At 55.2% G+C, this 25,878-nt stretch carries 19 protein-coding genes; 15 read left to right on the top strand and 4 right to left on the bottom strand.

Going from position 1 to position 25,878, the window contains the following annotated elements:
* Window positions 1-179: 179 nt before the first annotated feature.
* The 4 genes from ACPUC8_RS03695 to glnB all read left to right on the top strand — a co-directional run bounded on the left by ACPUC8_RS03695 (window position 180) and on the right by glnB (window position 4,031).
* Window positions 180-1,607 (top strand): sensor histidine kinase, encoded by a 1,428-nt coding sequence (locus tag ACPUC8_RS03695; RefSeq protein ID WP_494925593.1) that lies wholly within the window; start codon window positions 180-182, stop codon window positions 1,605-1,607.
* Between the two features lie 18 nt (window positions 1,608-1,625).
* Entirely contained in the window at window positions 1,626-2,282 is a 657-nt protein-coding gene (qseG, locus tag ACPUC8_RS03690) for a two-component system QseEF-associated lipoprotein QseG (RefSeq protein ID WP_058968163.1), read from the top strand.
* Window positions 2,283-2,284: 2 nt separating this feature from the next.
* Entirely contained in the window at window positions 2,285-3,616 is a 1,332-nt protein-coding gene (glrR, locus tag ACPUC8_RS03685; RefSeq protein WP_039329892.1) for a two-component system response regulator GlrR, read from the top strand.
* Between the two features lie 76 nt (window positions 3,617-3,692).
* Window positions 3,693-4,031, top strand: coding sequence for a nitrogen regulatory protein P-II (gene glnB, locus ACPUC8_RS03680; RefSeq protein WP_039329891.1), 339 nt, complete (start codon window positions 3,693-3,695; stop codon window positions 4,029-4,031).
* Between the two features lie 48 nt (window positions 4,032-4,079).
* Here the strand turns inward: glnB and hmpA are convergent, their stop codons facing one another.
* Window positions 4,080-5,264, bottom strand: coding sequence for an NO-inducible flavohemoprotein (gene hmpA / locus ACPUC8_RS03675; RefSeq protein ID WP_494925592.1), 1,185 nt, complete (start codon window positions 5,262-5,264; stop codon window positions 4,080-4,082).
* Between the two features lie 337 nt (window positions 5,265-5,601).
* On the opposite strand from hmpA, the gene glyA reads away from it, so the two are divergent.
* Both glyA and ACPUC8_RS03665 read left to right on the top strand, forming a co-directional pair.
* Complete coding sequence (gene glyA, locus ACPUC8_RS03670) at window positions 5,602-6,855, top strand: serine hydroxymethyltransferase (protein WP_058968038.1); 1,254 nt, start codon at window positions 5,602-5,604, stop codon at window positions 6,853-6,855.
* A gap of 187 nt (window positions 6,856-7,042) precedes the next feature.
* Window positions 7,043-8,179 carry a 3-phenylpropionate MFS transporter gene (locus tag ACPUC8_RS03665; protein WP_494925591.1) on the top strand — a complete coding sequence of 379 codons (1,137 nt, stop codon included), beginning with the start codon at window positions 7,043-7,045 and terminating at the stop codon, window positions 8,177-8,179.
* Here the strand turns inward: ACPUC8_RS03665 and csiE are convergent.
* On the bottom strand, window positions 8,176-9,444 hold the full coding sequence (gene csiE / locus ACPUC8_RS03660; protein WP_494925590.1) for a stationary phase inducible protein CsiE: 1,269 nt from the start codon (window positions 9,442-9,444) through the stop codon (window positions 8,176-8,178). The two genes, ACPUC8_RS03665 and csiE, sit on opposite strands and share 4 nt — an antisense overlap.
* 157 nt (window positions 9,445-9,601) lie before the next feature.
* On the opposite strand from csiE, the gene ACPUC8_RS03655 reads away from it, so the two are divergent.
* On the top strand, window positions 9,602-10,228 hold the full coding sequence (locus ACPUC8_RS03655) for a DUF1007 family protein (RefSeq protein WP_058968035.1): 627 nt from the start codon (window positions 9,602-9,604) through the stop codon (window positions 10,226-10,228).
* The gene (locus tag ACPUC8_RS03650; protein ID WP_494925589.1) at window positions 10,219-11,202 is read left to right on the top strand and encodes a nickel/cobalt transporter; all 984 of its coding nucleotides are present in this window, start codon (window positions 10,219-10,221) and stop codon (window positions 11,200-11,202) included. Before ACPUC8_RS03655 ends, ACPUC8_RS03650 begins: the two co-directional genes overlap by 10 nt.
* 41 nt (window positions 11,203-11,243) lie before the next feature.
* Here ACPUC8_RS03650 and suhB read toward each other — a convergent pair whose 3' ends face one another.
* Window positions 11,244-12,047 (bottom strand): inositol-1-monophosphatase, encoded by an 804-nt coding sequence (suhB, locus tag ACPUC8_RS03645; RefSeq protein WP_039329879.1) that lies wholly within the window; start codon window positions 12,045-12,047, stop codon window positions 11,244-11,246.
* A 121-nt stretch (window positions 12,048-12,168) separates the two neighbouring features.
* Here suhB and trmJ point away from each other — a divergent pair, with 121 nt between their 5' ends.
* The 5 genes from trmJ (at window position 12,169) to sseB (ending at window position 17,419) form a co-directional block, all read left to right on the top strand.
* Window positions 12,169-12,912, top strand: coding sequence for a tRNA (cytosine(32)/uridine(32)-2'-O)-methyltransferase TrmJ (gene trmJ, locus ACPUC8_RS03640; protein WP_039329970.1), 744 nt, complete (start codon window positions 12,169-12,171; stop codon window positions 12,910-12,912).
* Between the two features lie 135 nt (window positions 12,913-13,047).
* Entirely contained in the window at window positions 13,048-13,545 is a 498-nt protein-coding gene (iscR, locus tag ACPUC8_RS03635; protein ID WP_038645393.1) for a Fe-S cluster assembly transcriptional regulator IscR, read from the top strand.
* 482 nt (window positions 13,546-14,027) lie between these two features.
* The gene (locus ACPUC8_RS03630; RefSeq protein ID WP_039329865.1) at window positions 14,028-15,197 is read left to right on the top strand and encodes an IscS subfamily cysteine desulfurase; all 1,170 of its coding nucleotides are present in this window, start codon (window positions 14,028-14,030) and stop codon (window positions 15,195-15,197) included.
* Window positions 15,198-15,258: 61 nt separating this feature from the next.
* The gene (gene pepB / locus ACPUC8_RS03625) at window positions 15,259-16,545 is read left to right on the top strand and encodes an aminopeptidase PepB (RefSeq protein ID WP_039329862.1); all 1,287 of its coding nucleotides are present in this window, start codon (window positions 15,259-15,261) and stop codon (window positions 16,543-16,545) included.
* Between the two features lie 106 nt (window positions 16,546-16,651).
* Window positions 16,652-17,419 (top strand): enhanced serine sensitivity protein SseB, encoded by a 768-nt coding sequence (gene sseB, locus ACPUC8_RS03620; RefSeq protein WP_039329860.1) that lies wholly within the window; start codon window positions 16,652-16,654, stop codon window positions 17,417-17,419.
* 100 nt (window positions 17,420-17,519) lie between these two features.
* On the opposite strand, the gene sseA is transcribed toward sseB, so the two are convergent.
* Complete coding sequence (gene sseA / locus ACPUC8_RS03615; protein ID WP_058968030.1) at window positions 17,520-18,362, bottom strand: 3-mercaptopyruvate sulfurtransferase; 843 nt, start codon at window positions 18,360-18,362, stop codon at window positions 17,520-17,522.
* 155 nt (window positions 18,363-18,517) lie between these two features.
* On the opposite strand from sseA, the gene ACPUC8_RS03610 reads away from it, so the two are divergent.
* Together ACPUC8_RS03610 and pbpC are read left to right on the top strand one after the other, a co-directional pair.
* Entirely contained in the window at window positions 18,518-23,404 is a 4,887-nt protein-coding gene (locus ACPUC8_RS03610; RefSeq protein ID WP_494925588.1) for an alpha-2-macroglobulin family protein, read from the top strand.
* A 6-nt stretch (window positions 23,405-23,410) separates the two neighbouring features.
* Window positions 23,411-25,729, top strand: coding sequence for a peptidoglycan glycosyltransferase PbpC (pbpC, locus tag ACPUC8_RS03605; protein WP_494925587.1), 2,319 nt, complete (start codon window positions 23,411-23,413; stop codon window positions 25,727-25,729).
* The last annotated feature ends 149 nt before the right edge of the window (window positions 25,730-25,878 follow it).

Below are 25,878 nucleotides of genomic sequence, written 5' to 3'. Positions count from 1 at the left end.
CTTTGCAACGTTATCAAGCATCGGACGTAACGTTGAGTAAGGCTCCACCTATTTTGCAAGCGATGCTGCGGCGTCGCTCTCACGGCAGGCCAAAAGGCCTGCCGTTTTCATATCTCCACTTTCTAACCTTCTGATACTTCGCTAGCATGCCTGCAGTTCACCTTTAAGGAAGCGCGGTTGTGAATAAATGGCGTCTGTTTCCCCGTTCTCTCAGGCAATTAGTGTTGCTGGCTTTCCTGCTGGTGCTGCTGCCGCTGTTAGTGCTGGCGTGGCAAGCGTGGGAAAGCCTCTCAGCGTTGAGCGATCAGGCGGCTGATACCAACCGCAATACCTTCACCGATGTCCGCCGCAGCGAAGCAATGGCGCGCACGGCACTGGAGTTGGAACGCAGCTACCGCCAGTATTGCGTGTTGGGTGATGCCACGCTGCAAAAGCTGTATCAGACGCAATGGACCCGTTACGGCCAGATGCTGGCAAGCCATGCCGCCAGCCTGCCGGATCTTCCCTCCTTTAAAGTGCTGCAGACGGCCTTACCGCAATTAGCCAACGTGCAATGTGACAATGGCAATCCACAGGCCGTTGCTGCTACGGCACTGGAACGTTTTTCAGACGCAAATGCGCAAATGGTGCAGGCAACGCGCGAAGTGGTGTTCTCTCGTGGGTTACAACTGCAACGTGAGATTGCCGATCGCGGCCAGTTCTTTGGCTGGCAAGCGCTGATACTCTTTCTTATCAGCCTGGCGCTGGTGCTGCTGTTTACCGGTATGATCATCGGTCCGGTCAAACGCGTCGAACGCATGATTAATCGTCTGGGGCAGGGCAAAGCACTGGGGGATAGCGTGAGTTTTCGAGGCCCAAGGGAGATCCGTTCACTCGGGCAACGTATTGTCTGGCTCAGCGAACGTCTGAGCTGGCTGGAAGCTCAGCGCCATGAGTTTCTGCGTCATCTTTCACATGAACTGAAAACACCGCTGGCCAGCCTGCGTGAAGGCACAGAGCTGTTGGCCGATCAGGTCGCTGGGCCACTGAATGCGGAGCAGCAGGAAGTGGTGGCGATTCTGGATACCAGCAGCCGTCATTTACAGCGTCTTATTGAACAGCTGCTGGATTACAACCGTAAGCTGGCGGATGGCCCTCTGGCGCTGGAGCCGGTGGCGATTAATGACATCGTTGATGCGGTGGTGAAAGTCCATTCACTGCCCGCCAGCGCCCGGCAGTTGACTACGCATGTTGATTTACAGGTGACGCATTGTCTGGCCGAGGCCACGTTGTTGCAACGCGTCATCGATAACCTCTATTCGAACGCCGTGAACTACGGCAGCGAATCCGGTAACATCTGGCTGCAGAGCCAGCAGAAAGGCAACCAGGTATGGATTGAGGTGGCGAATACCGGCACACCGATTCCTGCGGAAGAACAGGCTATGATCTTTGAGCCCTTTTATCAGGGCAGCCAGCAGCGCAAAGGGCCGGTTAAAGGCAGCGGGCTGGGCTTAAGCATCGCCAAAGATTGCTTGCGCAGGATGCAAGGCGATTTGCAATTGGTGACGCGCAAGGATGCAGATGTATGTTTTCGAATTATTTTGACTACCAGCGCCGGGAATGCCTGATTAATGAAACTCTCCCTGATGAAACTTTTCAGCTGCGCGTTAATGGCGTTTGGCCTGAGTGCCTGCCAGACGCCGCCAACGGGCAGCACCTTGCATGATGGTGCCAGTCTGGCTGAGCCAGACCTGCGGCTGCCCGATTATTTGGCCACCGATTGCCAAAATGTCTGGAAGATTGAAACCCCTGCGGCGATGAGCAATCCCCTTTACTGGCAGCGCGCCATCGACTGTGCTGAAAGGTTATCTCCTGCTGAAGCACGCGCTGAGGCGCGTCGTTGGCCGGTACAGGGCTGGGCGAGAGCCTATAAACAAAGCATTCTGCTGGCCAATGGCAACGTGACGCCAATCGAGCGCCGTCAGTATCTGGACACATTAGATGGCTACAGCGCAGCTTATCCCACGGCGGTTCGTCCACTGTTACAACTGTGGCGCAGTAATCAGGCGGCACAGTTAGCGCTCAGTGGTGAGCGTAGCCGCTATGCTGCGTTGCAGCAGAGTAATGACGCCGAACTCGATAGCCTGCGCCAGCAGCAGACTAAACTGCGTCAGTCGCTGGAAGAGACCCAGCGCAAGCTTGAGCGCTTAACGGACATCGAACGCCAGCTGTCATCACGTAAAGCACCTGACAGCAGCGATACGTCGCACGGTGCCAGTGATGCGCAAAGTGAGGATCAGTAATCATGAAACAGTCCGCACGTTTACTGCTGGTGGATGACGACCCAGGTTTGCTCAAGCTGCTGGGGATGCGGCTCAGCAGTGAGGGTTTTCAGGTATCGACAGCCGAAAGTGGCCCGGAAGCACTGCGTCATCTGCAAAAAGAGAAAGCAGATTTAGTGATTAGCGATCTGCGTATGGATGAGATGGACGGGCTGGCGCTGTTTGGCGAAATCCAAAAACGCCACGCCGGCTTACCGGTGATCATCCTTACCGCGCATGGCTCTATTCCTGAAGCCGTATCGGCGACGCAGCAGGGCGTGTTCAGTTTCCTGACCAAACCCGTAGATCGTGACGCGCTGTACAAAGCCATTGATGAGGCGCTGGCACAGCGAGCGCCCGCCAGTGATGATGCCTGGCGTGAGGCAGTAGTCACGCGCAACCCTTTGATGCTGCGTTTGCTGGAGCAGGCGCATATGGTGGCGCAATCTGACGTCAGCGTACTGATCAACGGCCAAAGCGGCACCGGCAAAGAGGTGCTGGCGCAGGCGATTCATGCCGCCAGTCCACGCGCGAAGAAAGCGTTTATCGCCATCAACTGCGGTGCATTGCCGGAACAGCTGTTGGAATCTGAACTCTTTGGTCATGCGAAGGGCGCCTTTACGGGGGCAGTCAGTGCGCGTGAAGGGTTGTTCCAGGCGGCTGAGGGCGGCACGCTGTTTCTGGATGAAATCGGGGATATGCCACAAGCGCTGCAGGTGAAACTGCTACGCGTGTTGCAGGAGCGCAAAGTGCGGCCGTTGGGCAGTAACCGCGATGTCGATATCAACGTGCGCATTATCTCTGCGACCCATCGCGATCTCCCTAAAGCCATGGAGAAGAAGAGCTTCCGTGAGGATCTCTACTATCGGCTCAATGTGGTGAATCTGAAGATCCCCGCGCTGCATGAGCGCGCTGAGGATATTCCGCTGCTGGCCAACCATCTGTTACGCCAGTCAGCTGAGCGGCATAAACCTTTTGTCCGCAGTTTTTCCGTTGATGCGATGAAACGGCTGGTCGGTGCCAGTTGGCCAGGCAACGTCCGGCAGCTGGTGAACGTGATTGAGCAGTGCGTTGCACTCAGCACCTCGCCGGTGATCAGCGATGCGCTGGTGGAGCAAGCGCTGGCAGGAGAAAATACGGCGCTGCCCACCTTTGTCGAAGCGCGAAATCAGTTCGAGCTGAACTATCTGCGTAAATTGCTGCAAATGACCAAAGGAAATGTCACCAATGCCGCGCGTCTGGCTGGACGTAACCGTACTGAATTCTATAAGCTGCTGTCACGCCATGAGCTGGACGCCAGTGAATTTAAAGAGTAGCTTGCTGCGGCAGCGTCAGGAACACATATACTAAGGTTATCCGTCCATCATGGAGGGAGTGAAAAAAGGATCTGTCATGAAAAAGATCGATGCAATTATTAAACCATTCAAACTCGATGATGTGCGCGAAGCGTTAGCAGAAGTGGGCATCACCGGGATGACGGTCAGTGAAGTGAAGGGCTTTGGACGTCAAAAAGGCCATACTGAGCTGTATCGTGGTGCGGAGTACATGGTCGATTTTCTGCCAAAAGTGAAAATCGAGATGGTGGTGGGTGATGACATCGTCGACACCTGCGTAGAAGCCATTATGAAAACCGCGCAAACCGGTAAAATCGGTGACGGTAAGATCTTCGTCTTCGACGTGGCGCGCGTAGTGCGTATCCGTACCGGTGAAGAGGACGAAGAGGCAATCTAAACCTCTCCGTTACCCACTAAAAAGCCTGCATTGAGCAGGCTTTTTTGTTTACAGCACTTTATGTGGTCCGAAGACTTCATAGTGGATGCGATCGGCACTGACTCCGGCATCAACCAGCTGACGGGCGACAAACTGCATAAATGGCAGAGGACCACACAACCAGTATTGGCGATCTTGCTGATTTAATTCACCTGAGACGCTGGCGAGATCCATCAATCCCTGCGCATCGTAACTTCCCGCATCCTGGCTTTCAGGCTGGCGATACCAGATATGGCTGCTGAATGTTGCCAGGCGCGCGCCTGTGGCTTTAACTTCGCCAGCAAACGCATGCTGTGATTTGCATTCGGCGGCATGTAGCCAATTGACGGCACCCGCATGCTGTTGGTCGGCTAGGCTGGCCAACATCGCCAGCATCGGGGTCTGTCCGACACCGGCTGAGATTAGCGTGACAGGGGCCGAGGATTCGGTTTGCAGGAAGAAATCACCGGCGGGCGCCGCACACTGCACAATGTCGCCGACTTTGGCGTTGGTGTGAAGCCAGCCTGAAACGCTGCCGTGTTCTTCGCGTTTAACGGCAATGCGATAAGCTTTTCCGTTAGGCAGATGCGTCAGTGAATACTGGCGATGCTGAATATTATCGCTGCCAGCGGGGCGCAGACTCACCGCCAGATACTGTCCGGGTAAGAAATCAGCCACTGGCTGTCCATCATTAGGCACCAGTTCAAAGCTTTTGATGACCGAACTTTCCTGATTGATGGCGCGGATACGGAAGTCTCGTGCACCACGCCAGCCACCGGCTTTCTCTTCGGATGTACGATAAATCTCTTCTTCACGCTGAATAAACACATTAGCCAGCACGCCGTAAGCTTTACCCCAGGCTTCCAGCACCTCATCGCCCGGATTGAGCAGCTCTTCAATGGTTGCCAGCAAGGTTTCACCCACCACGGCGTACTGCGCAGGCTGAATGTTCAGACTGGTATGTTTCTGTGCGATCTTCTCCACAGCGGGCAATAACACCGCCAGATTTTCCAGATTGCTACCGTACGCCACAATCGCATTGAACAACGCTTCACGCTGGTTGCCGCTGCGCTGATTATTCATGTTGAACACGTCTTTTAACTCTGGGTGTTGTGTTAACAAACGCTGATAGAAGTGGCCGGTGAGTTGAGGGCCAACCTGGGCTATGGCGGGTAAAGAAGATTTAACGGTAGCGATAGTCTGCGCATCTAGCATGGTGAATACCTCAGGGTAATTTTAAACATGTATTTTAAATGCATCTTATGATCGTTCACCTTGCCTGTAAATCCCCCGCTTTGATTACGGGTTATGCGGTAAAGCTGGAAGCTGGCACACAAACCTGAAAAATATTCCCGTTCAATGTGAAGGAATATCGTGATTTTCAGGCATAAAAAAATGCGTAAAAATCCCGTTCCAGCGCCATGCCAATCGTTTGCGTAAAAAGAGCGGGTTGCGGCTACCTTCACCTGACAAAACCGTTTACACTATTGGCCTTCGCCCCCTTGCCGGGGCCTAAACTGCCGTTAAAAGTTAGCTAGTCAGGAGATGCCGGATGTTAAAGCGTGATATGAACATTGCCGATTATGATGCCGAGTTGTGGCAGGCTATGGAGCAAGAGAAGGTGCGTCAGGAAGAGCACATTGAACTGATTGCTTCTGAAAACTACACCAGCCCACGCGTTATGCAGGCGCAAGGTTCACAGCTCACCAACAAATACGCGGAAGGGTATCCGGGCAAGCGTTACTACGGCGGATGCGAATACGTTGATATCGTTGAACAGCTGGCGATTGATCGCGCAAAAGAACTGTTCGGCGCAGACTTTGCCAACGTACAGCCTCACTCAGGTTCTCAGGCGAACTTCGCGGTGTACACTGCGCTGCTGCAGCCGGGTGATACCATCCTGGGGATGAACCTGGCGCACGGTGGTCACCTGACTCACGGTTCTCCGGTTAACCTGTCGGGCAAACTGTATAACGTTATCCCTTACGGCATCGACGAAACCGGTAAAATCAATTACGACGAACTGGCTGAGCTGGCTAAAACCCACAAGCCTAAAATGATCGTCGGCGGTTTCTCTGCTTATTCTGGTGTTTGTGACTGGGCTAAAATGCGTGAAATCGCGGATAGCGTGGGTGCTTACCTGTTCGTTGACATGGCGCACGTTGCCGGTCTGATCGCAGCGGATGTGTACCCGAACCCGGTTCCACATGCGCACATCGTCACTTCAACCACGCACAAAACCCTGGCGGGTCCACGTGGCGGTCTGATTCTGGCGAAAAACGGCGACGAAGATCTGTATAAAAAACTGAACTCCGCGGTGTTCCCGGGTGGTCAGGGCGGTCCATTAATGCACGTCATCGCCGGTAAAGCGGTCGCGTTCAAAGAAGCCATGGAGCCAGAATTCAAGTCTTACCAGCAGCAAGTCGCGAAAAACGCGAAAGCAATGGTAGAAGTGCTGCTGGAGCGTGGCTACAACATCGTTTCAGGTGGGACTTATAACCACCTGTTCCTGATCGATCTGGTGAGCAAAAACCTGACCGGTAAAGAAGCCGATGCTGCGCTGGGCCGTGCAAACATCACTGTGAACAAAAACAGTGTGCCAAACGATCCCAAGAGCCCATTCGTGACCTCTGGTGTGCGTATTGGTACCCCAGCGGTGACCCGTCGTGGCTTCAAAGAAGCAGAAGTTCGCGAACTGGCTGGCTGGATTGCGGATGTGTTGGACAACATCAACGACGAAGCGACCATTGAGCGCACTAAGCAGAAAGTTCTCGACGTCTGCGCACGTCTGCCAGTTTATGCCTGATTTGGCATAACGCTGAAGTGATAAAAAAGGATGGCGAAAGTCATCCTTTTTTTATTGTGCAACAAAAGCTTATCCAGCTGCATACCTTCACATTCCTCCTGTCTCACTATTTCTTTTTGAGTTCTCCTCTGACAAAGTAGCCGCCAAATGGGCTGCGGGCGCAGCCGACATGCCTGCGGGAGGCAAAATGACCATCGGATCGGCCAGATGGCTGGGACTCAGCTACTTCACTTATTTCTTTTGTTACGGCATCTATCTCCCTTTCTGGAGCGTTTGGCTAAAAGGCATCGGCTTAGATGCTGAGAAAATCGGCTTGCTGCTGGGATGCGGCATGGTGGCGCGATTCGTTGGCAGTTTGTTTATTGCCTCACAGGTGAAAAATCCCTCCCAACTTATTCTGGCGCTGCGGCTGCTGGCGTTAATGACCTGCTTATTCGCTTTGGGATTTTGGTTAGGCGGTCAGTGGCTCTGGCTGCTGCTGGTGATGGTGGGTTTTAATCTGTTCTTCTCACCCCTGGTGCCATTAAGCGACGCACTCGCCGCGACCTGGACGCAGCAAATCGGTCTGGCGTATGGTCCGGTGCGGTTATGGGGATCGCTGGCGTTTGTGATCAGTTCCGCGCTCACCGGGATGATGGTCAATGCCTGGTCATCGCAGGCGATTCTGGTTTTACTGAGTTTGGGCGTGCTGGTGATGTTATCCGGCATGATGCTGGTTCCTAAAACACGACCACAAGGGGATGTGCGGCAGGGAGCCAGCGGTGGATGGTCGGCGTGGTGCGACCTGCTGCGTGAAAATGCGGTTTGGCGCTTTATGCTGTGTGTGACATTAATGCAGGGCGCCCACGCAGCCTATTACAGCTTCAGTGCCATTTGGTGGCAGGACGCGGGCTACTCGACTTCAGTGATTGGCTATTTGTGGTCATTGGGTGTGGTCGCGGAAATTGTGATATTTGCCCTCAGTAATCGGCTGTTCCGCCGCTGGAGTGCACGTGACTTGCTACTGCTCTCCTGCGTTTGTGCGCTGGTGCGTTGGGTGATGCTCGGTTCAAGCACGGCGCTGCCGCTATTGATTGTGGCGCAAATTCTGCATTGCGGCAGTTTTACCGTGTGCCATCTGGCGGCGATGCGTTTTATTGCTTCACGTAAAGGGGCAGAAGTGATCCGTTTGCAGTCGCTCTACTCGGCGTTAGCGATGGGGAGCGGTATTGCCGTGATGACGATGATTTCCGGCGTGCTGTTCACCCATTTACAGGGACATCTGTTCTGGGTAATGGCACTGGTCGCGCTTCCTGCACTTTTCCTGCGGCCGCGCGCTACTTAAGCCTCCAGTAATTGTCGGATACGCTGCTGCTGATGATAACTCAGCGGCAGCTCGGCATGGATCAGTGGCGGGGAAAATAGCGGTAAAGAGGTGGCATAAGGGGTGATCACCAGCGCAATGTCACGCGGGGCGCCTTCACGCTGAAAATGCAGCATATCCTGATAGGTGATGTTGATGGGCAGCAGTGTCATCTCGCGGATCTGCTGCTCCAGTAATTGCTCCAGCGCAGCATCTGCGCCCGTTAACAGCAGTACCTGCTTTTCCTGCAATGCGCTCTCCTGCATCAGCCAGGCGCCAAAGAGTACCGCCACTAAACTCACCTCCTCAGCATTGAATTGCGTGCCGAAATCGCTGCTGAAGTGATACAGCGCGCGCTCGGTGGTGCGCAGCAATCGTGGATAGAGTCGCGCAACATCCAACGCCACACTGTTATCAATGCCAATGGCGAAATGGCTGCGATCCAGTGCCTGAGCCAGATGGGTAAAGAGTTGCAGTTTTAGCTCATGCTGATTTTTGATGCGTGTCTGTGCCAGTTGCTCAAAGCGGGCAATCAGCGCTTCCACCGCCGCCATTAGCTTCTCAGCCTGTGCATCCCGCAGTTGATTGCCATCCGGCGCATGGATCAAGCTGAATAACAGTGTCCAGAAATCAGTTTCACTGACGTCCGGGGCTAAATGACAACGCTTCTGCCAGTGATGGATGACATCGTCAGCCGCGCCGCGCTCTGTTTTAGCGGCCAGCCATATGCGTTGTTTTTCGCTGAACAAGGCGTTTTGCCGCTGGCACAGGGAATACTTCATGAAGATCTGCAGGAACAGGCGATCGCGCGGACTAAAGTCACGAGACAGCCTTAAACTGCAGTGCTGGATCAGCGCCTGTAAGTTGGTTTCATCCCACAGTGCTTTTTCGATGTTGAGTACTTTCAGGCGCTGGCGTAGCACCGGAGCAAAATGTTGGCAGACAAAATCCTGCGACAAACGCAGCGCGCGTCGCAACCAATGGAGCAGGCATAGCCGCCTGTCCAGTTCCGTCCCATGTATGCGAAAACTGCCATCGACCATCTGGTGTAACTCCAGTTGATGGTAGCGCTGTATCTCATCACCGACTTCCGCGATATCCTGTCGGGCGACGACAGGATCAACGCCATTTAACTGGCAGAGTTTTTCAAGCGTTAGCGCGGGAGCGGGCAGAAACAGTAGCAATAGCAGATGGCAACGACGCTGGGCGCGGCTGAAGAGTGGTGCAGATGAAGGTGCAGAACTCATCAAGTGTATTATCCGCAGGTCATTTTTTTAGCTAAGAATAGCTAACTCCACGCGGTAACCCTGCACTTTGTCGTGACTTTTGCTCAGAGCTTTAAAGCGGGTCACAGTTTTTCTGGACCACTATAATCTTCACTTGAGAATTGTTACTTTATAACACATGAAAATTTTACTCATTCCCATTACGCTGCTGTTTAGCGCCGCGGCCTGGTCACATCCGCATAGCTTTATCGATATGAAAACCGAGTTTGTCAGTGACAACAATCATCTGACCGGCATGAAGATGGTGTGGACCATGGACGAGATTACCTCAGCCGATTTGCTCTATGACGCGGGCAAGGCGAAACCCGGGGATGTGGTGTGGAAAAAGCTGGCGGCACAGGTGATGGCGAATGTGTTGGGGCAGCACTACTTTTCTGAAGTGTGGCAGGACAAAACGCGCGTGAAATTCCTGAATTTACCCAAGGAGTACAACTTGTCGCGTAATGGCAACAAAGCGGTGCTGGAGTTTATTGTGCCGTTTGGTGAGCCCCAGTTACTCACTGACAGGCAGTACCGCATCCAGACGTTTGATCCGAGTTACTTTGTCGATATGTATTACGACAACCCACAGGCATTAACCATGGACGACAGCGTGAAAGCGCATTGCCAGATTGATTTGCATACCCCGAAACCTGACGACTCGCTGAAACAATATGCGCTGTCACTGGACAAAGCCGATGCGCCGCCTGAAGACATGGACCTGGGCCAGCAATTTGCACAAACGGTAACCCTGACATGTCATTGATTTCTCTGCCTGCCCGTACACGTCGCCTTTGGCCGCTGTGGTTGTTAGCGTTAATCATGTTGGCGGCGGGTTTTACCTTATGGCAGCACTGGTCGCAAATTCTGCTGCAAAGCGTGATGTGGCAAAAAATTCTCAATCGCGAAATGACGCAGTTACTGCAGCAAGTTTCACAGCAGCCGCAGCAGGCGGGTGTAACGCTGATGCTGTTCAGCCTGGCGTACGGTGTCTTGCATGCGCTTGGGCCTGGCCACGGCAAAGTGGTGATCAGCACCTTTCTGGCCACCCATCCTGCAAAGCTAAAAACCAGTATGAAACTGACGCTGTTGGCCGCGCTATTACAAGGTGGCGTGGCGATTGGGTTGGTGACGGTGATGCTGGTGGTACTGCAAACCTCATCACGGCAGATGCACCTCGGCAGCTATTGGCTGGAGAAGGGGAGCTATCTGTTAGTGATGGCGCTAGGCGTGTGGGTGGGATGGCGAGCCCTGCGTTCTCTTTATCAGGTGTTACGTCCCGTGCGGCAAAAAATGCAGATTCACGCCCTTCGGCCGCATCATCAGCATGATGAAAACTGTGGATGTGGCCATGCGCACTTGCCCAGTGCTGAACAGATGGATCAGGCAGTCAGTAAAAAAACGCAGGCGCTGGTGGTGTTTTCCATGGGGATGCGCCCCTGTTCGGGAGCCATCATGATGCTGCTGTTTGCAAAGGTCATTGGTGTCTACGCCTGGGGTGTGGCCTCGGCGGTAGCGATGGCGGTTGGCACCGCGGTGACAGTATCCGCTATGGGGCTACTGGTTCAGCGATCGCGCCGACTGGCGGAACGATTAGGAGCTGCGAACAGCGGTACACGCATGGCAAAAATCGTGATGCCGGCGTTGGCATTGGCTGGAGGGGCATTATTGGTTCTGGCGGGAGCCTTACTGTGGCAAAGCGCGCAACCAATGATGAGTAGCGGTTTGCGCCCGTTTTAAGGGCGTAAAAAAGGCGGATAGGATATCCGCCTTTATTCTGCTTAGCGCTTCAGCGCTTCGCTCAGTTCTTCACGCATGGTCGCCAGCATGGCTTTCACCACGCGAGGGTTACCGGCAACGATGTTACCGGACATCATGTAGCCGTGGTTGCCGGTGAAGTCAGTCACCAGGCCACCTGCTTCACGCACCAGCAGTTCGCCCGCAGCGAAATCCCAAGGCTTCAGGCCGATCTCAAAGAAACCGTCCACACGACCAGCCGCCACGTAGGCCAGATCCAGCGCAGCAGAACCCGTACGACGGAAGTCAGCACACTGAGTAAACAGTTTGCCCACGATATTGATGTATGGCGTGGCGTGTTGCTTCAGTTTGAACGGGAAGCCGGTGGCGAGGATGGTGCCATCCAGATCGCGTGCTGTGCTGCCACGAAGACGGTAGCCATTCAGCTGTGCGCCCTGGCCGCGTACGGCGGTGAACAGTTCGTTGCGCATTGGATCGTAAACCACGGCAACTTCGGTGCGGCCTTTAATGCGCACAGCGATAGAAACAGAGAAGTGTGGTAAACGTTTGATGAAGTTGGTGGTGCCATCCAGCGGATCGATTACCCATTGAATATCTTGATCATCGCCCGCCAGTTCACCGCTTTCTTCGGTGACGATGGAGTGCTGCGGGTACGATTTACGAATGACTTCGATAATCAGACGTTCTGCGTCACGGTCAACATTGGTAACGAAGTCGTTGCTGCCTTTCTGGCTAGCTTCAACCGCGTCCGGGGTTTCATAATTCTTGGCAATTAAATTTCCGGCCTTGCGCGCTGCGCGCACGGCGATGTTGAGCATCGGATGCATCGGTATCTCTCGCTGGATGTTAAAGAACGGGTGAAAACGGCGCGGAGTATATCAGGGTGTTCAGCAAATGTCCTGCTTTTATGCTAGGCTACGCGCCATCATTTTCTCATCACTGACTATTATGCTGCAAAATATCCGAATCGTACTGGTTGAAACCTCGCACACCGGCAACATGGGCTCTGTTGCCCGCGCTATGAAAACCATGGGCTTATCCAATCTGTATCTGGTCAACCCGCTGGTTAAACCGGATTCACAGGCCATCTCGCTTGCTGCTGGCGCCAGTGATGTGATCGGCGACGCGAAGATCGTTGATACACTGGACGAGGCGATTGCCGGTTGTAGCTTAGTGGTGGGCACCAGTGCGCGTTCACGTTCACTGCCGTGGCCGATGCTGGATTCACGTGAATGCGGCATTAAAAGTGTCGAAGAGGGCCAGCAGGCACCCGTTGCACTGGTGTTTGGTCGCGAGCGCGTTGGCCTGACTAACGACGAATTGCAGAAGTGCCATTATCACGTTGCCATTCAGGCCAACCCAGAATACAGCTCGCTCAACCTGGCGATGGCCGTGCAGATTATTGCCTACGAAGTGCGTATGGCCTGGCTGGAAGCACAGGAAAAAGCCAACCCGCAGCCGCAAGAAGAGGAGTCTCCTTATCCTTTAGTGGACGATCTGGAGCGTTTCTATCAGCACATTGAAAAGATGATGCTGGACAGTGGCTTTATTCGCGAAGGTACGCCGAGCCAGGTGATGAGCAAACTGCGTCGTCTCTATACCCGCGCGCGCCCGGAGCGTGATGAATTGAATATCCTGCGCGGCATGCTGGCATCCTTCCAAAAGCCTAAAGGTGATAAGGGTAATAGTTGAGTAAAACAGTTGGTTAAATAGTTGAGTAAATTACTTGGTTAAATAGTTGACCGTTTTACTCAGGAATGGCAGACTGGCGTCAATTCATCAGATAGCCCGCCGATACCCGGACGGACGCTTACGAGGTTGTATGCTATGAGACTGACATCCAAAGGACGTTATGCCGTAACCGCTATGCTGGACGTTGCACTGCACTCCAATGAGGGCCCGGTGCCACTGGCAGATATTTCTGAGCGTCAGGGCATTTCGCTCTCCTATCTGGAGCAGTTATTCTCGCGTCTACGTAAGCACGGCCTGGTAGCCAGTGTTCGTGGCCCAGGCGGCGGTTATCTGTTAGGTAAAGATGCGGGCGCTATCGCCGTGGGTGCAGTGATTACCGCGGTTGACGAATCCGTTGATGCGACCAAATGCCAGGGCAAAGAAGGTTGCCAAGGCGGCGAACGTTGCCTGACCCACGTTCTGTGGCGTGATCTGAGCGAGCGCATCAGCGAATTCCTCAACAACATCACCTTGGCAGAACTGGTCAACAACCAAGAGATCCTGGACGTAGCAGACCGTCAGAATATGACTGATAACCGTCGCTTCCAGCAGCACCGCATGCAAGAAACCATCAACGTTAATCTGCGCGCTTAATTCTCTCCCAGTTCTAACCCGTCATGCTTGGTCTTCAGCCAAAGCATGACGGGTTCATTCCCTCAAACGTTTTCGTCGCCCACTCTTAAACTCTCAATTTCAACGCTATAGTTCTCGATCCCGACCCTAAATGATTTACGTTGCAAGAAGGCGGTAAGTGAACGAATCCCCAGGAGCTTACATCAGTAAGTGACTGGGGTGAGAGCGCGCAGCCAACGCACTTGTGGCGTAAAGCATGACGCATTCATTCCCTCAACGTTTTCGTCGCCCACTCTTAAACTCTCAATCCCAACGCTATAGTTCTCGATCCAGACCCTAAATGATTTACGTTGCAAGAAGGCGGCAAGTGAACGAGTCCCCAGGAGCTTACATCAGTAAGTGACTGGGGTGAGAGCGCGCAGCCAACGCACTTGTGGCGTAAAGCATGACGGGTCGATTCATGCTATAAAGGCGTATGATTTAATATACGGAGTTCTAGCGCAATGAAATTACCGATCTACCTGGATTACGCAGCGACCACGCCTGCGGATCCGCGTGTCGCCACCAAAATGATGCAGTTCCTCACTTTGGATGGCACCTTCGGTAACCCCGCTTCCCGTTCTCACCGTTTTGGCTGGCAGGCTGAAGAAGCCGTTGATGTGGCACGCAATCAGATTGCTGAGCTGGTTAACGCCGATCCGCGTGAAATCGTTTTTACCTCTGGCGCTACTGAAGCTGACAACCTTGCGATTAAAGGTGCAGCGCAGTTCCATCAGGCACGCGGCAAGCACATCATTACCAGCCAAACAGAGCACAAAGCCGTGCTGGATAGCTGCCAACAGCTGGAGCGTGAAGGTTTTGACGTCACCTGGCTTCAGCCGGGTAGCGACGGCATTGTCACGCCTGCGATGCTGGAAGCCGCGCTGCGTGACGATACCGTACTGGTTTCACTGATGCATGTGAACAATGAAACCGGGGTGATTCAGGACATCGCGGCCTTTGGCGCATTGTGCCGGTCGCGTGACATTCTGTTCCACGTTGACGCCACCCAAAGTGTGGGCAAGCTGCCGATTGACGTCAGTACACTGCCGGTCGATCTGATGTCGTTCTCTGCACATAAAATTTATGGTCCAAAAGGCATTGGTGCGCTGTGGGTGCGTCGCAAGCCTAAATTGCAGATTGATGCGCAGATGCACGGCGGTGGACACGAGCGAGGGATGCGTTCAGGGACGTTACCGGTGCATCAAATCGTGGGGATGGGCGAGGCGTACCGCATTGCGCGTGAGGAGATGGACAGTGAAATGGCGCGTCTTGCGACATTGCGTCAGCGTCTCTGGCACGGTGTGAGTCAGTTAGATAATGTTAAGGTTAACGGCTCGCTGGAGCAGGGCGCGCCGAATATTCTGAACCTCAGTTTTGCCCACGTTGATGGCGAATCGCTGATTATGGCGTTGAAAGACTTGGCGCTCTCATCCGGTTCCGCCTGTACCTCTGCCAGCCTCGAACCCTCTTATGTGCTACGCGCCATGGGCGTTGAACAGGAGCTGGCTCACAGTTCACTGCGCTTCTCTCTGGGCCGTTTCACCACAGAGGAAGAGATTGATTATGCTATTGAACTGGTTAAAAAAGCGGTCAGTCGTTTGCAGACGTTAACCCCTGCAACGTCCCGCTAATTCATGCACCCCTTGCGCCGGTTCTGGCGCAAGGTGACACCTAACGCAACGGAGCCACGCGATGACAACACAACCGATGACAATTACGCTCAGCTCCCAGGCCGCCGATGCGCGCTGGGGTGAAAAAGCGTTGCTGAGCAGTACTGAAAGTGGCATGACCGTACACCTGACTGGCGCGGATGCGCTGATGAGCATTCAGCGCGCGGGGCGTAAGCTGGACGGCCAGGGTATCCGCCATGTTGCACTGAGCGGTGAAGGCTGGGATTTAGAGAAGTGCTGGGCATTCTGGCAAGGCTATCGCAGCCCAAAAGGCCAGCGCCAGGTTGAGTGGCCAGAACTGAATGAACACGATCAGGAAGAATTCGATCGTCGTCTGAAGATCATTGATTGGGTTCGCAACACAATCAACCTGCCAGCGGAAGATCTGAGCCCAGAGCAACTGGCACACGGTGCTATTGATCTGATAACAGAAGTGGGCGCAGATGCTGTCAGCTATCGCATCACCAAAGGCGAAGATCTGCGCGAGCAAGGTTATGCCGGTATTCACACCGTAGGCCGCGGTTCAACGCGCCCACCGGTATTGTTGGCGCTGGACTTTAACCCGACTGGTGATGAGAATGCGCCAGTTTATGCCTGCCTGGTCGGTAAAGGCATCACCTTCGATACCGGTGGCTACAGCCTGAAGCAGAGCGCCTTTATGGATTCGATGAAATCCGATATGGGCGGGGCTGCAACCCTGACGGGCGCGCTGGCGTTGGCGATTTCACGCGGCCTGACGAAACGCGTGAAGTTGTATCTGTGCTGTGCAGACAACATGGTGAGCGGTAACGCGTTCCGTCTTGGCGACATCATCCGTTATCGCAACGGTAAAACCGTTGAAGTGATGAATACCGATGCCGAAGGCCGCCTGGTATTGGCTGATGGCTTGATCGATGCCAGCGAGCAGAATCCTGAGTTGCTGATTGATGCCGCCACCCTGACCGGTGCAGCGAAAACCGCGCTGGGTAACGATTATCACGCGCTGTTTACCTTTGATGACGTGTTGGCTGAATCACTGATGGGGAGCGCAACCGGTGAAAACGAAGCTTTCTGGCGTTTACCGCTGGCCGAGTTCCATCGTAGCCATCTGCCATCGAACTTCGCCGATCTGAATAACATCGCCAGCCCAGCGCATGCCGCCGGTGCCAGCAGTGCGGCCGCTTTCCTCTCGTATTTCGTTAGCAAATATCAGCAGGGCTGGCTGCACATTGACTGCTCTGCGACCTATCGCAAAAGTGCTGTCGATCAGTGGTCTGCTGGCGCAACCGGCCTTGGCGTGCGTACCGTCGCCAACCTGTTACTGAAATAAAGCCGCAGCGCATCATGCGCTGCTGCAGGGCCGCCATTTATGGCGGCCAAAAAGCGCTAAAGTCACATACTTCTGCCTGAGCTTGCCGTTTTTTGGAACTGGATAAATGAGTAATCGTCTTGAAGAGGTGCTGAAGCTGGCCGCTACTGAGCCCGCGCACCGTCCGGAATTTTTTCAACTGCTACTGGAATCTGACGTCTGGGTACCGGGTGAAAGTCCTGCTGAACAATTTGATGCCACCTCACCGGTGGAATTGCTGCACTGGGAAAAAGAGGGCGGTGGTAGCGTGATCCCGTTCTTCACTTCTGAAGAGGCGATGGGTGAGGCGATCAAAGAGGAGCAGCCATACCTGCGCTTACCGGCGCGAACCCTGTTCGAGATGACGTTGGGGGAGAGTTTGTTCCTCAATCCGAAGTTGCCAGCGGGCAAAGAGTTTTCTCCGGGCGAGATTGCGCATCTTATCGGTGAAGAGGGCAGTGCACTTAGCCAGCAAACCGTTCTGGAAGGTGGCCATGCGCTGTTATTGTCGGAAGTCGCTGAGCCACCGGCGCAGATGATTGATTCGCTCACGCAGCTGTTTGCCAAGTACAAGCAGGTGCGTCGTGCTTATATTGCCAGCATCCGCGAAAGCGCCACGGAAGAACCGAACCTGCTGATTGGCATTGAAGCGGACAGCAATATTGATGAGATTATCCAGGCCGCAGGCAGTGTCGCTACCGATACGCTGGCAGACGATGCCCCCATCGATATCTGCGAAGTGGTGAGCGATGAGAAGGGCGTGAGCCATTTCTTTACTGCTCACATCACACCGTTCTACGAGCGCCGCTGGGGCAGCTTCCTGCGTGATTTCAAAGGCAGCCAGCGCATTATTTAAAATACCCGTTGTAGCGGCGCAATTTATTGCGCATCGGTCAGCCATCGTGCGGCTTCAGATACGCGCGTTAAATCGCGCCGCTACCCTGCATTGCAATCTCTTATTTCTCGATCGGTAAATCGTCGCGGCTGCCCCATTCTCCCCAAGAGCCGTCATACAGCGTCACATCTCGCACACCCAAAGCGGTCAATGCCAGAATCACCACTACCGCCGTCACGCCAGAACCACAACTGGCGACAATCGGCTGATCCAGCTTGATTCCTGCTTTCTCGAACAGATCGCGCAGCTCAGCAGCGGGCTTAAGCGCACCGTTCACCACCAGATTATTCCACGGCATGTTCAGGCTGTTGGGAATGTGTCCGCGCAGTAAGCCGGGACGGGGCTCATCCACTTCAGCGTTAAAACGGTTAGCGGCGCGGGCATCAACGATCTGTGCGCCACCTTCATGGCTGATCAGCAGCACATCCGTCAGGCGCTTCACCTGCGCGCTGTCATAGTTGGCTTCAAACTCGCCTTCCGGCAAGCTGACTGGCCCCGTCGCAACGTCAAACCCGGCCGCTTTCCAACCCTGTAATCCTCCCGCCAGTATGGAGACGTTCACGCAACCAAAGGCGCGCAGCATCCACCAGGCGCGTGGCGCAGAAAACAGGTTGCCCTCATCGTAGATCACCAGATGTTTATCCTGGTTGACGCCCAGTTCGCGCATCGCGACTGCAAAAGCTTCGGGGCGCGGCATCATATGTGGATAAGCGCTGGTGTGATCGGATAAAGCTTCGATATTGAAGTAAGGCGCATCCGGCAAATGTCCAGCCAGATATTCTGCCTCGATATCGCGCACCGCTTCCTGACCAGGCGGCAACATGCGCGCATCCAAAACCTGCAACGTTTCCTCGGTGTAATGCTCTTTTAACCAATCGGCAGATACAAACAGGGGAGCTGTCATCGCAACAACCTCTTCTTAATCATCGGAAAGCAGAAAGGCCCAGTGTCCGGGAATGTGAACGCTATCTCAAGGGTATCATTGCTAAAGTGAGTAGGTTGATGTGAAATTGCGCAGCAAACACTTTTTAACCTTTTGGGGCTGGTGAGGGACTTACCATGGCAAGACGTGTTAATCGACTGCTGCTCAGTGTGCTGATCGGCGGATCACTTTTGGGCAGCACATTGCTGCCTGCACAAGCGGTGGATACGCCTGCGGTGCAAAAGGCGGCAAAAACACTCGCGGTTATCGACCTTTCAGAACTGCAACTGGATGGCGCGGCGGCACTGGTGTTGACCTTCAACACCGCGCTCGACAGCAAGCAGGATATCAATGCGCTTATCCACCTCAGCGATGAGAAAAGCGGTAAAGTTGATGGCGGCTGGGAGCTGGCGCAAAATGGCAAAACCTTGCGCTTCCGCCATCCTGAGCCGTCGCGCAAATTGACGGTCACCGTTGATGCTGGCCTCAAAGCCGCCGATGGCAGCAGCTTATCCAGCCCTTTTAACCAGACACTCACCACGCGTGACATCCAGCCGATGGTCGGTTTCTCCAGCCGGGGTTCATTACTGCCGCTGCGCCTGACGCAGGGTTTACCGGTGCTGGCGCTGAATGTGAATAACATTGATGTCGACTTCTTCCGGGTAAAAAGTGCCGCGCTGGCCGATTTTCTCGCCCAGTGGAATTACGGCAACAATCTTTCGTACTGGGAATCCCGCGACCTGCTGAAAAATGCTGATTTAATCTACAGCGGTCGTTTTGACCTCAATCCAGCACGTAACACCCGTGAAAAAATGCAGCTGCCGCTGGGTGACGTTGATGCACTCAAACAACCCGGCGTGTATCTGGCGGTGATGAAGCAGGCGGGCACTTATAACTACACGCAACCCGCGACCCTGTTCACCCTCAGCGACATTGGCTTATCGCTGCACAGCTTCCCGGATCAACTGGAACTCTTTACGCAAAGTCTGGCGAGTGGCGCGCCGCTGGATGACGTCAATGTGCAACTGCTGGATGAAAAAGGCCAGCAGCTGGCAAGTGGCACCAGTGACAGTCAGGGACATCTTCGTTTGCCCGCCAATGCTAAAGGCAAGCTGCTATTAGCGACGCTGAAAGGACAAACCTCGCTAATCGATCTTAATCGCCCCGCCTTGGATCTGGCCGAATTCCCGATCGACGGCCCACAAGGTTACGACAAACAGTTCTTTATCTTTGGTCCGCGCGATCTCTATCGCCCCGGCGAAACCGTCATTGTTAACGCATTACTGCGTGATGCGGATGGCAAACCGCTGCCACCGCAACCGGTGAAAGCTGAGGTGGTGCAGCCGAATGGTGAAGTCACACAAACCTTTGTGTGGCAGCCGGAAAACGGTGTCTATCAGCAGCGTTTTGCGTTACCTGCTTCGTCCATGACCGGAGAGTGGACGCTACGTATTAACAGCGGGGATAACCAGCCGCGAAACTGGTCATTCCATGTGGAAGATTTTCTGCCAGAGCGGATGGCGTTGGCGCTGAGCAACAGTGAACAGCCGCTGGCACCGGATGCGACAGTGACTTTTGCGGTTGAGGGGCGTTATCTCTATGGCGCGCCTGCGGCAGGCAATGAACTGCAGGGGCAACTGTTCCTGCGCCCGGCGCGTGAAGCGGTGACGGCACTCCCTGGCTACCAGTTTGGTGACATTACCGAAGAGCTAAAGCGCAGCCTGGACGATGTCGACGAGAAGCTGGATGAAAGCGGCAAGCTGCAGCTCAACGTGGAGAGCAACTGGGCGGAGAGTCACTCACCATTAAATTTGATTTTGCAAGCCAGCCTGCTGGAAACCGGTGGCCGTCCGGTGACGCGCCGCGCAACTCAAGCCATCTGGCCTGCGCCTGCACTGCCGGGTATTCGCCCGCTGTTTAACAGCGAATCAGTCTACGATTATCGCACCGATCGTTATCGTGATGAACCGACGGTGCCAGAAAACAGTCTGGCGGAATTCGATGTGGTTTATGCCAACCCTCAGGGGGAGAAACTGGCCGCACAGGATCTGGATGTGCGCCTGATTCATGAGCGTCGTGACTATTTCTGGAGCTTCTCCGACAGCGAGGGCTGGCAGTCGCGTTACGATCAAAAAGATCTGCAGGAAGATGAGCAGCACATCACTATCGCGGCGGGTGGCAGCCAGAAAGTGAGCTTCCCGGTGGAGTGGGGCACCTATCGGCTGGAAGTGCATGCGGGTGACAAGATTATCAGCAGTGTGCGCTTCAATGCCGGTTACTGGTGGCAGGACAATACCGACGGCACGGGTGCGCTGCGTCCCGATCAGGTCAAACTGAAAATCGATAAAAGCGCCTATCAGCCGGGTGACACTGCGCACGTGCAGGTCGAATCACCTGCGGCCGGTAAAGGTTATCTGATGGTGGAGTCAAGCAGCGGCACACTGTGGTGGCAACCGCTGGATGTGCCTGCAGGTGGCGCGACCATTGATGTCCCTGTCAGTGAAAGCTGGCAGCGTCACGATCTTTATCTCAGCGCTATCGTCGTGCGAGACGGCGATAAAGCCAGTGGCACCACACCCAAACGGGCGGTGGGTCTGCTGCATTTGCCGATGGCTACGGAAGCGCGTCGCCTTAACCTGGTATTGGATGCGCCGGATAAAATCCGCCCTGAGCAGACCATAAAAGTGAAGGTCAAAGCCAGCCGAGAAGGTGGCGAGTTACCCAAGCAGGTTCAGGTTTTGCTGTCTGCGGTGGACAGTGGCGTGTTGAACATCACGGATTACAAAACGCCGAACCCGTGGCAGGCGTTCTTTGGTCGCAAGCGCTACAACGCCGATCAATACGATGTTTATGGTCAACTAATTGAAGGCGGCGGCAAGCTGGCCGCGCTGCGTTTTGGCGGTGATGGTGACGATGCTGATGCGCTGTCTCGTGGCGGCAAGAAACCTGTGACGGACGTGCAAATTATCGCGCAGCAGCTGCAACCCGTCACGCTGGACGCTAATGGTGAAGGCACACTTGAACTGCCTGTTCCCGCCTTTAATGGTGAGTTACGCCTGATGGCGCAGGTGTGGAGTGACGACAGCTTTGGCTCGGCGGATCGTAAATTGGTGGTGGCTGCACCCCTGATCAGCGAGCTGGCAACGCCGCGCTTTATGGCCAGCGGTGACCAATCGACGCTGGCGCTGGATCTCACCAACCTCACCGATCAGCCTCAAACATTGAAGGTTGATGTGACGGCGAAGGGGTTGATTGCGTTGACCGGTAATGTGCCCTCTTCGGTGCAGCTGGCGAAAGGGGCGCGCACCACCTTGCAGATTCCCGTGAAAGCGCAGGGGGCCTTTGGCGAAGGCGCGGTGCAGGTCAAGGTTTCGGGCATGAGCCTGCCAGGGGAAACTTTGGCGCCGAGTGAGCGTCAATGGTCCATCGGCGTGCGCCCGGCCTATCCAGCACAAACCCTGAATTTCGAGAATGTGATGCAAACCGGCCAGAGTTGGCAGGTTGTCGCCAGCGCGTTTAATGGCCTGCAAAAAGACACCTTGACCGGGCAATTATCCCTGAGCAATCGACCACCGCTGAACATCGCCAGCTTCATCAGCCAACTTTATGCTTATCCTTACGGTTGCCTGGAGCAGACGGCCAGCGGGATTTGGCCGTCGGTATTCACCAACAAGGCGCAACTGGATGCCTTAGGCATCAAAACCAGCACAGACGAGGCGCGCCGCGCGTCGATTGCTACCGGTATTGCGCGCCTTGCTGGCATGCAACGTGGCAACGGCAGCTTTGGCCTGTGGAGCAAAGAGAGCGCTGAAGAGTTCTGGCTGACCGCTTACGTCACCGACTTCCTGCTGCGCGCCAGTGAGGCGGGGTACAGCGTGCCAGAAGGCGTCATCAGCCGTGCAGATGAGCGTCTGCTGCGCTACTTGCAGGACCCGTCACAGATTGAAACCAGCTGGAGCAGCGATGCCGATGGCCTGCGTTTCAGTGTGCAAGCCTATGCCGGCTTGGTATTGGCACGCCAGCAACAGGCACCACTCGGGGCACTGCGTGCCTTGTATGACAAGCGTGAACAGGCAAAATCGGGTCTGGCACTGGTGCAACTCGGCGTGGCGTTGAAACTGATGGGCGATCAACAGCGCGCGCAGCTGGCATTGGCGCAAGGAATCGGATTGGAGCGTAAACCGAATAGCTGGCTGGGAGACTATGGTAGCCCGGTGCGCGATCGTGCACTGATACTCTCGCTGTTAACGGAAAATCAGCTGTTGCCAGATATGCAGGGGCCATTACTGATTGACCTGGCAAAAGCGGTGCACGGCCAGCGCTGGTTCTCCACCCAGGAAAATAACGCCCTGTTCCTTGCTGCGCGCACCTTACAGCAGCACAAAGGTGAGCAGTGGCAAGCCTCGCTACAAGGAAGAAGCGAACCGTTGAGCAGCAATCAGGCAATCAACATGGGGATCGACGAAGCGCAGCTGCGACAAGGGCTGTCGGTGAAAAGCGACAATGCGTCACCACTGTACGGCACGCTGAATGTGGTGGGTTATCCGCGTACGGCACCGTCGCCAATGAGCAACGTCCTCAGCATTACCCGTGAATACTTCACACTGGAAGGGAAACCGGCCGAACTCACTAATCTGAAGAGTGGTGAACTGCTGGTGGTCCGACTGAAGGTGGCGGCCAGCGAACGTGTCAGTGATGCTTTGGTGGTGGATCTGTTGCCCGCGGGGCTTGAGCTGGAAAACCAGAATCTCAGCGACAGCAGCGCCAGTCTTGGCGACAGTGCTGATGCGCTGAAAGAGAGCATGATGGATATGCAGCAGGCCAACATCAAACACATTGAGTTCCGCGACGATCGTTTTGTCGCGGCGCTGGCGCTGGATGGCTACACGCCAGGCACGTTGCTGTATCTGGCGCGGGCCGTGACGCCGGGTAGCTATCTTCTGCCGCCGCCGCAGGTGGAATCCATGTATGTGCCAGAGTGGCGCGCGATTGGCAGCACGCCAGAAAAACTCAATGTGCGCTAAGCATTGATGAACAAGGTAAAGCGACTAAAGCGGTGGCGCTGGCTGCCGCTTTTTTTACTGCTGCTGTTAGCGGGCTTGTGGTTGCTGGATCAGCTCGATCCGCTGCCGCTGCGAGAGGTGCAGCCCGCGCGTGTCGTGGTGGCCGAAGATGGCACACCGCTGTGGCGTTTTGCGGACCAACACGGGGTCTGGCGTTATCCCGTCACGCTGGAAGAGGTCTCGCCTGATTATATCCAGGCACTCCTGACCTACGAAGATCGCTGGTTCTGGCATCATCCGGGCATCAACCCGATGGCGGTTGTGCGTGCCATCGGGCAAAACGTGCTGCATCACAGCATTGTCTCGGGCGGCAGTACACTCACAATGCAAGTCGCGCGGCTGATCGATCCGCAACCGCGTACGCTGCGTGGCAAAGTGGTTCAGGCGTGGCGCGCACTGCAACTGGAGTGGCACCTGTCGAAGCGCGACATTCTGACGCTGTATCTCAATCGCGCCCCTTTTGGCGGTACCGTTGAAGGTGTCGGAGCGGCAAGCTGGATGTGGCTGGGTAAGCCACCGTCACAACTCACTAAAGGTGAGGCGGCGTTACTCGCGGTACTTCCGCAGGCGCCGAGCCGTCTGCGCCCAGACCGCTGGCCGCAACGTGCGGAAGCCGCCCGCAACAAAGTCCTGGATCGTCTCGCTGAGTATCGGGTGTGGTCGGCGCAAGATGTCGCTGATATCAAACAGGAGTCCGTCTGGTTGCCGCCGCGTCAGACGCCGCAAATGGCTCCGTTACTGGCGCGTCGTCTGCTGTCGCTCTCACCCGACAATAAAATTACCTCCACGATTGATGTGTCGCTGCAGCGTGAGCTGGAGAATCTGGCCACTTCGCTTAAAACTCAGTTGCCACCGCGCACCTCGCTGGCACTGCTGGTGGTCGATCACAGCAATATGAAGGTGCGTGGCTATGTGGGTTCGGTGTCTTTCAATGACGACAGCCGCTTTGGCCATGTCGATATGATCGCCAGCGTGCGCTCGCCCGGTTCGGTGCTAAAGCCTTTTGTCTATGGTATGGCGCTGGATGAAGGGCTGATCCACGGTGAATCGCTGTTACAGGATGTGCCGCGCCGCTTTGGCGATTATCGTCCGGGTAATTTTGATGCCGGTTTTCATGGCCCGGTCAGTGCCAGTGAAGCGCTGGAACGTTCGCTGAATCTGCCTGCGGTACAGTTACTGGATGCGCTCGGCCCGAAAACGGTGGCGGCGCGCTTACGCAATGTGGGCTTGAACCTGCGATTCCCGGCTGGCGCCGAGCCCAACCTGTCATTGATCCTGGGCGGCACGGGCGCAAGACTGGATGATATTGTCGCGGCGTACAGCGCTTTTGCCCGTCAAGGTAATGCGGCGCAACTGCGCTGGTTACCTGACCAGCCTCTGCTGGAACGGCCCTTGCTGTCACCCGGAGCAGCCTGGATTATTCGGCGCATACTGGCAGGTGAAGCGCTGCCTTCGGGCGCGGTGCCGGATATTGCACCACTGGCATGGAAAACCGGCACCAGCTATGGCTATCGGGATGCCTGGACCATTGGCATCACGCCACGTTATCTGATTGGTGTATGGGTCGGCAGACCTGACGCCACACCCGTCGCCGGGCAGTTTGGCTTTGCCTCGGCTGTGCCGGTAATGAATCAGGTCAACAATCTGCTGGCGGGGCATATGTCGGTGCGCGGCGCACCGCGTGACCCGCGCCCGGACTCGGTCAGCGCCATGAGCATTTGCTGGCCCGGAGGTCAGCCTTTACCGATGGGTGACGATAACTGCCGCCAGCGTCGCCAAAGTTGGGTGCTGAATCAAACGGTGCCGCCCACGCTATTGGCACCCGGTCAGGAGAGCGTTAACGGTCTACGCCAGCAATACTGGCTGAATAGCCAAGGCTTACGTGTGGCGGCAGATTGTCCGGATGCGCAAAGCCATGAGCGGCTGATGTGGCCATTACCGCTTGAGCCCTGGCTACCCTTAGCAGAGCGCCGCGAACAGCGCTTGCCGCCGATTGACCCGCGCTGCCCGCCGTTAAATCAAGGCAATGCGCCACCAATGGTGATCACCGGCGTCATCAACGGTCAGCGCGTGCAGCCGCTGCCGGGCAAAATGGTATTGATATTGCCGGTGGCGGTGCAGGGTGGAAAAGGGGAGCAGCGCTGGTGGTTTTTGAATGGACAACCCGTTGAGCAGGAAGCGGAGAAAAACAGTGCCGCACTGGTGTTGAGTGAGCCGGGCCCGTATCAACTGGTGGTGATGGATGAAGCGGGGCAACTGGCATCCGTCTCATTTATTCGCGGCTGAATCCACGCTATGCCAGATTTTGCGCGTGTCCGCCCCGACAAAAATCAATTATTTTCGATAATTCCACCAATCGGCAATAGGCAACGCCTGATGATGTCCCTATAATCGGCGCGTTTTCTTACCGGGAGCGAGTTCCCGGTTTCTTCAGG

It is taken from the genome of Pantoea sp. CFCC18177, assembly GCF_059412425.1.
This window is presented reverse-complemented; position numbering and strand designations above follow the sequence as displayed.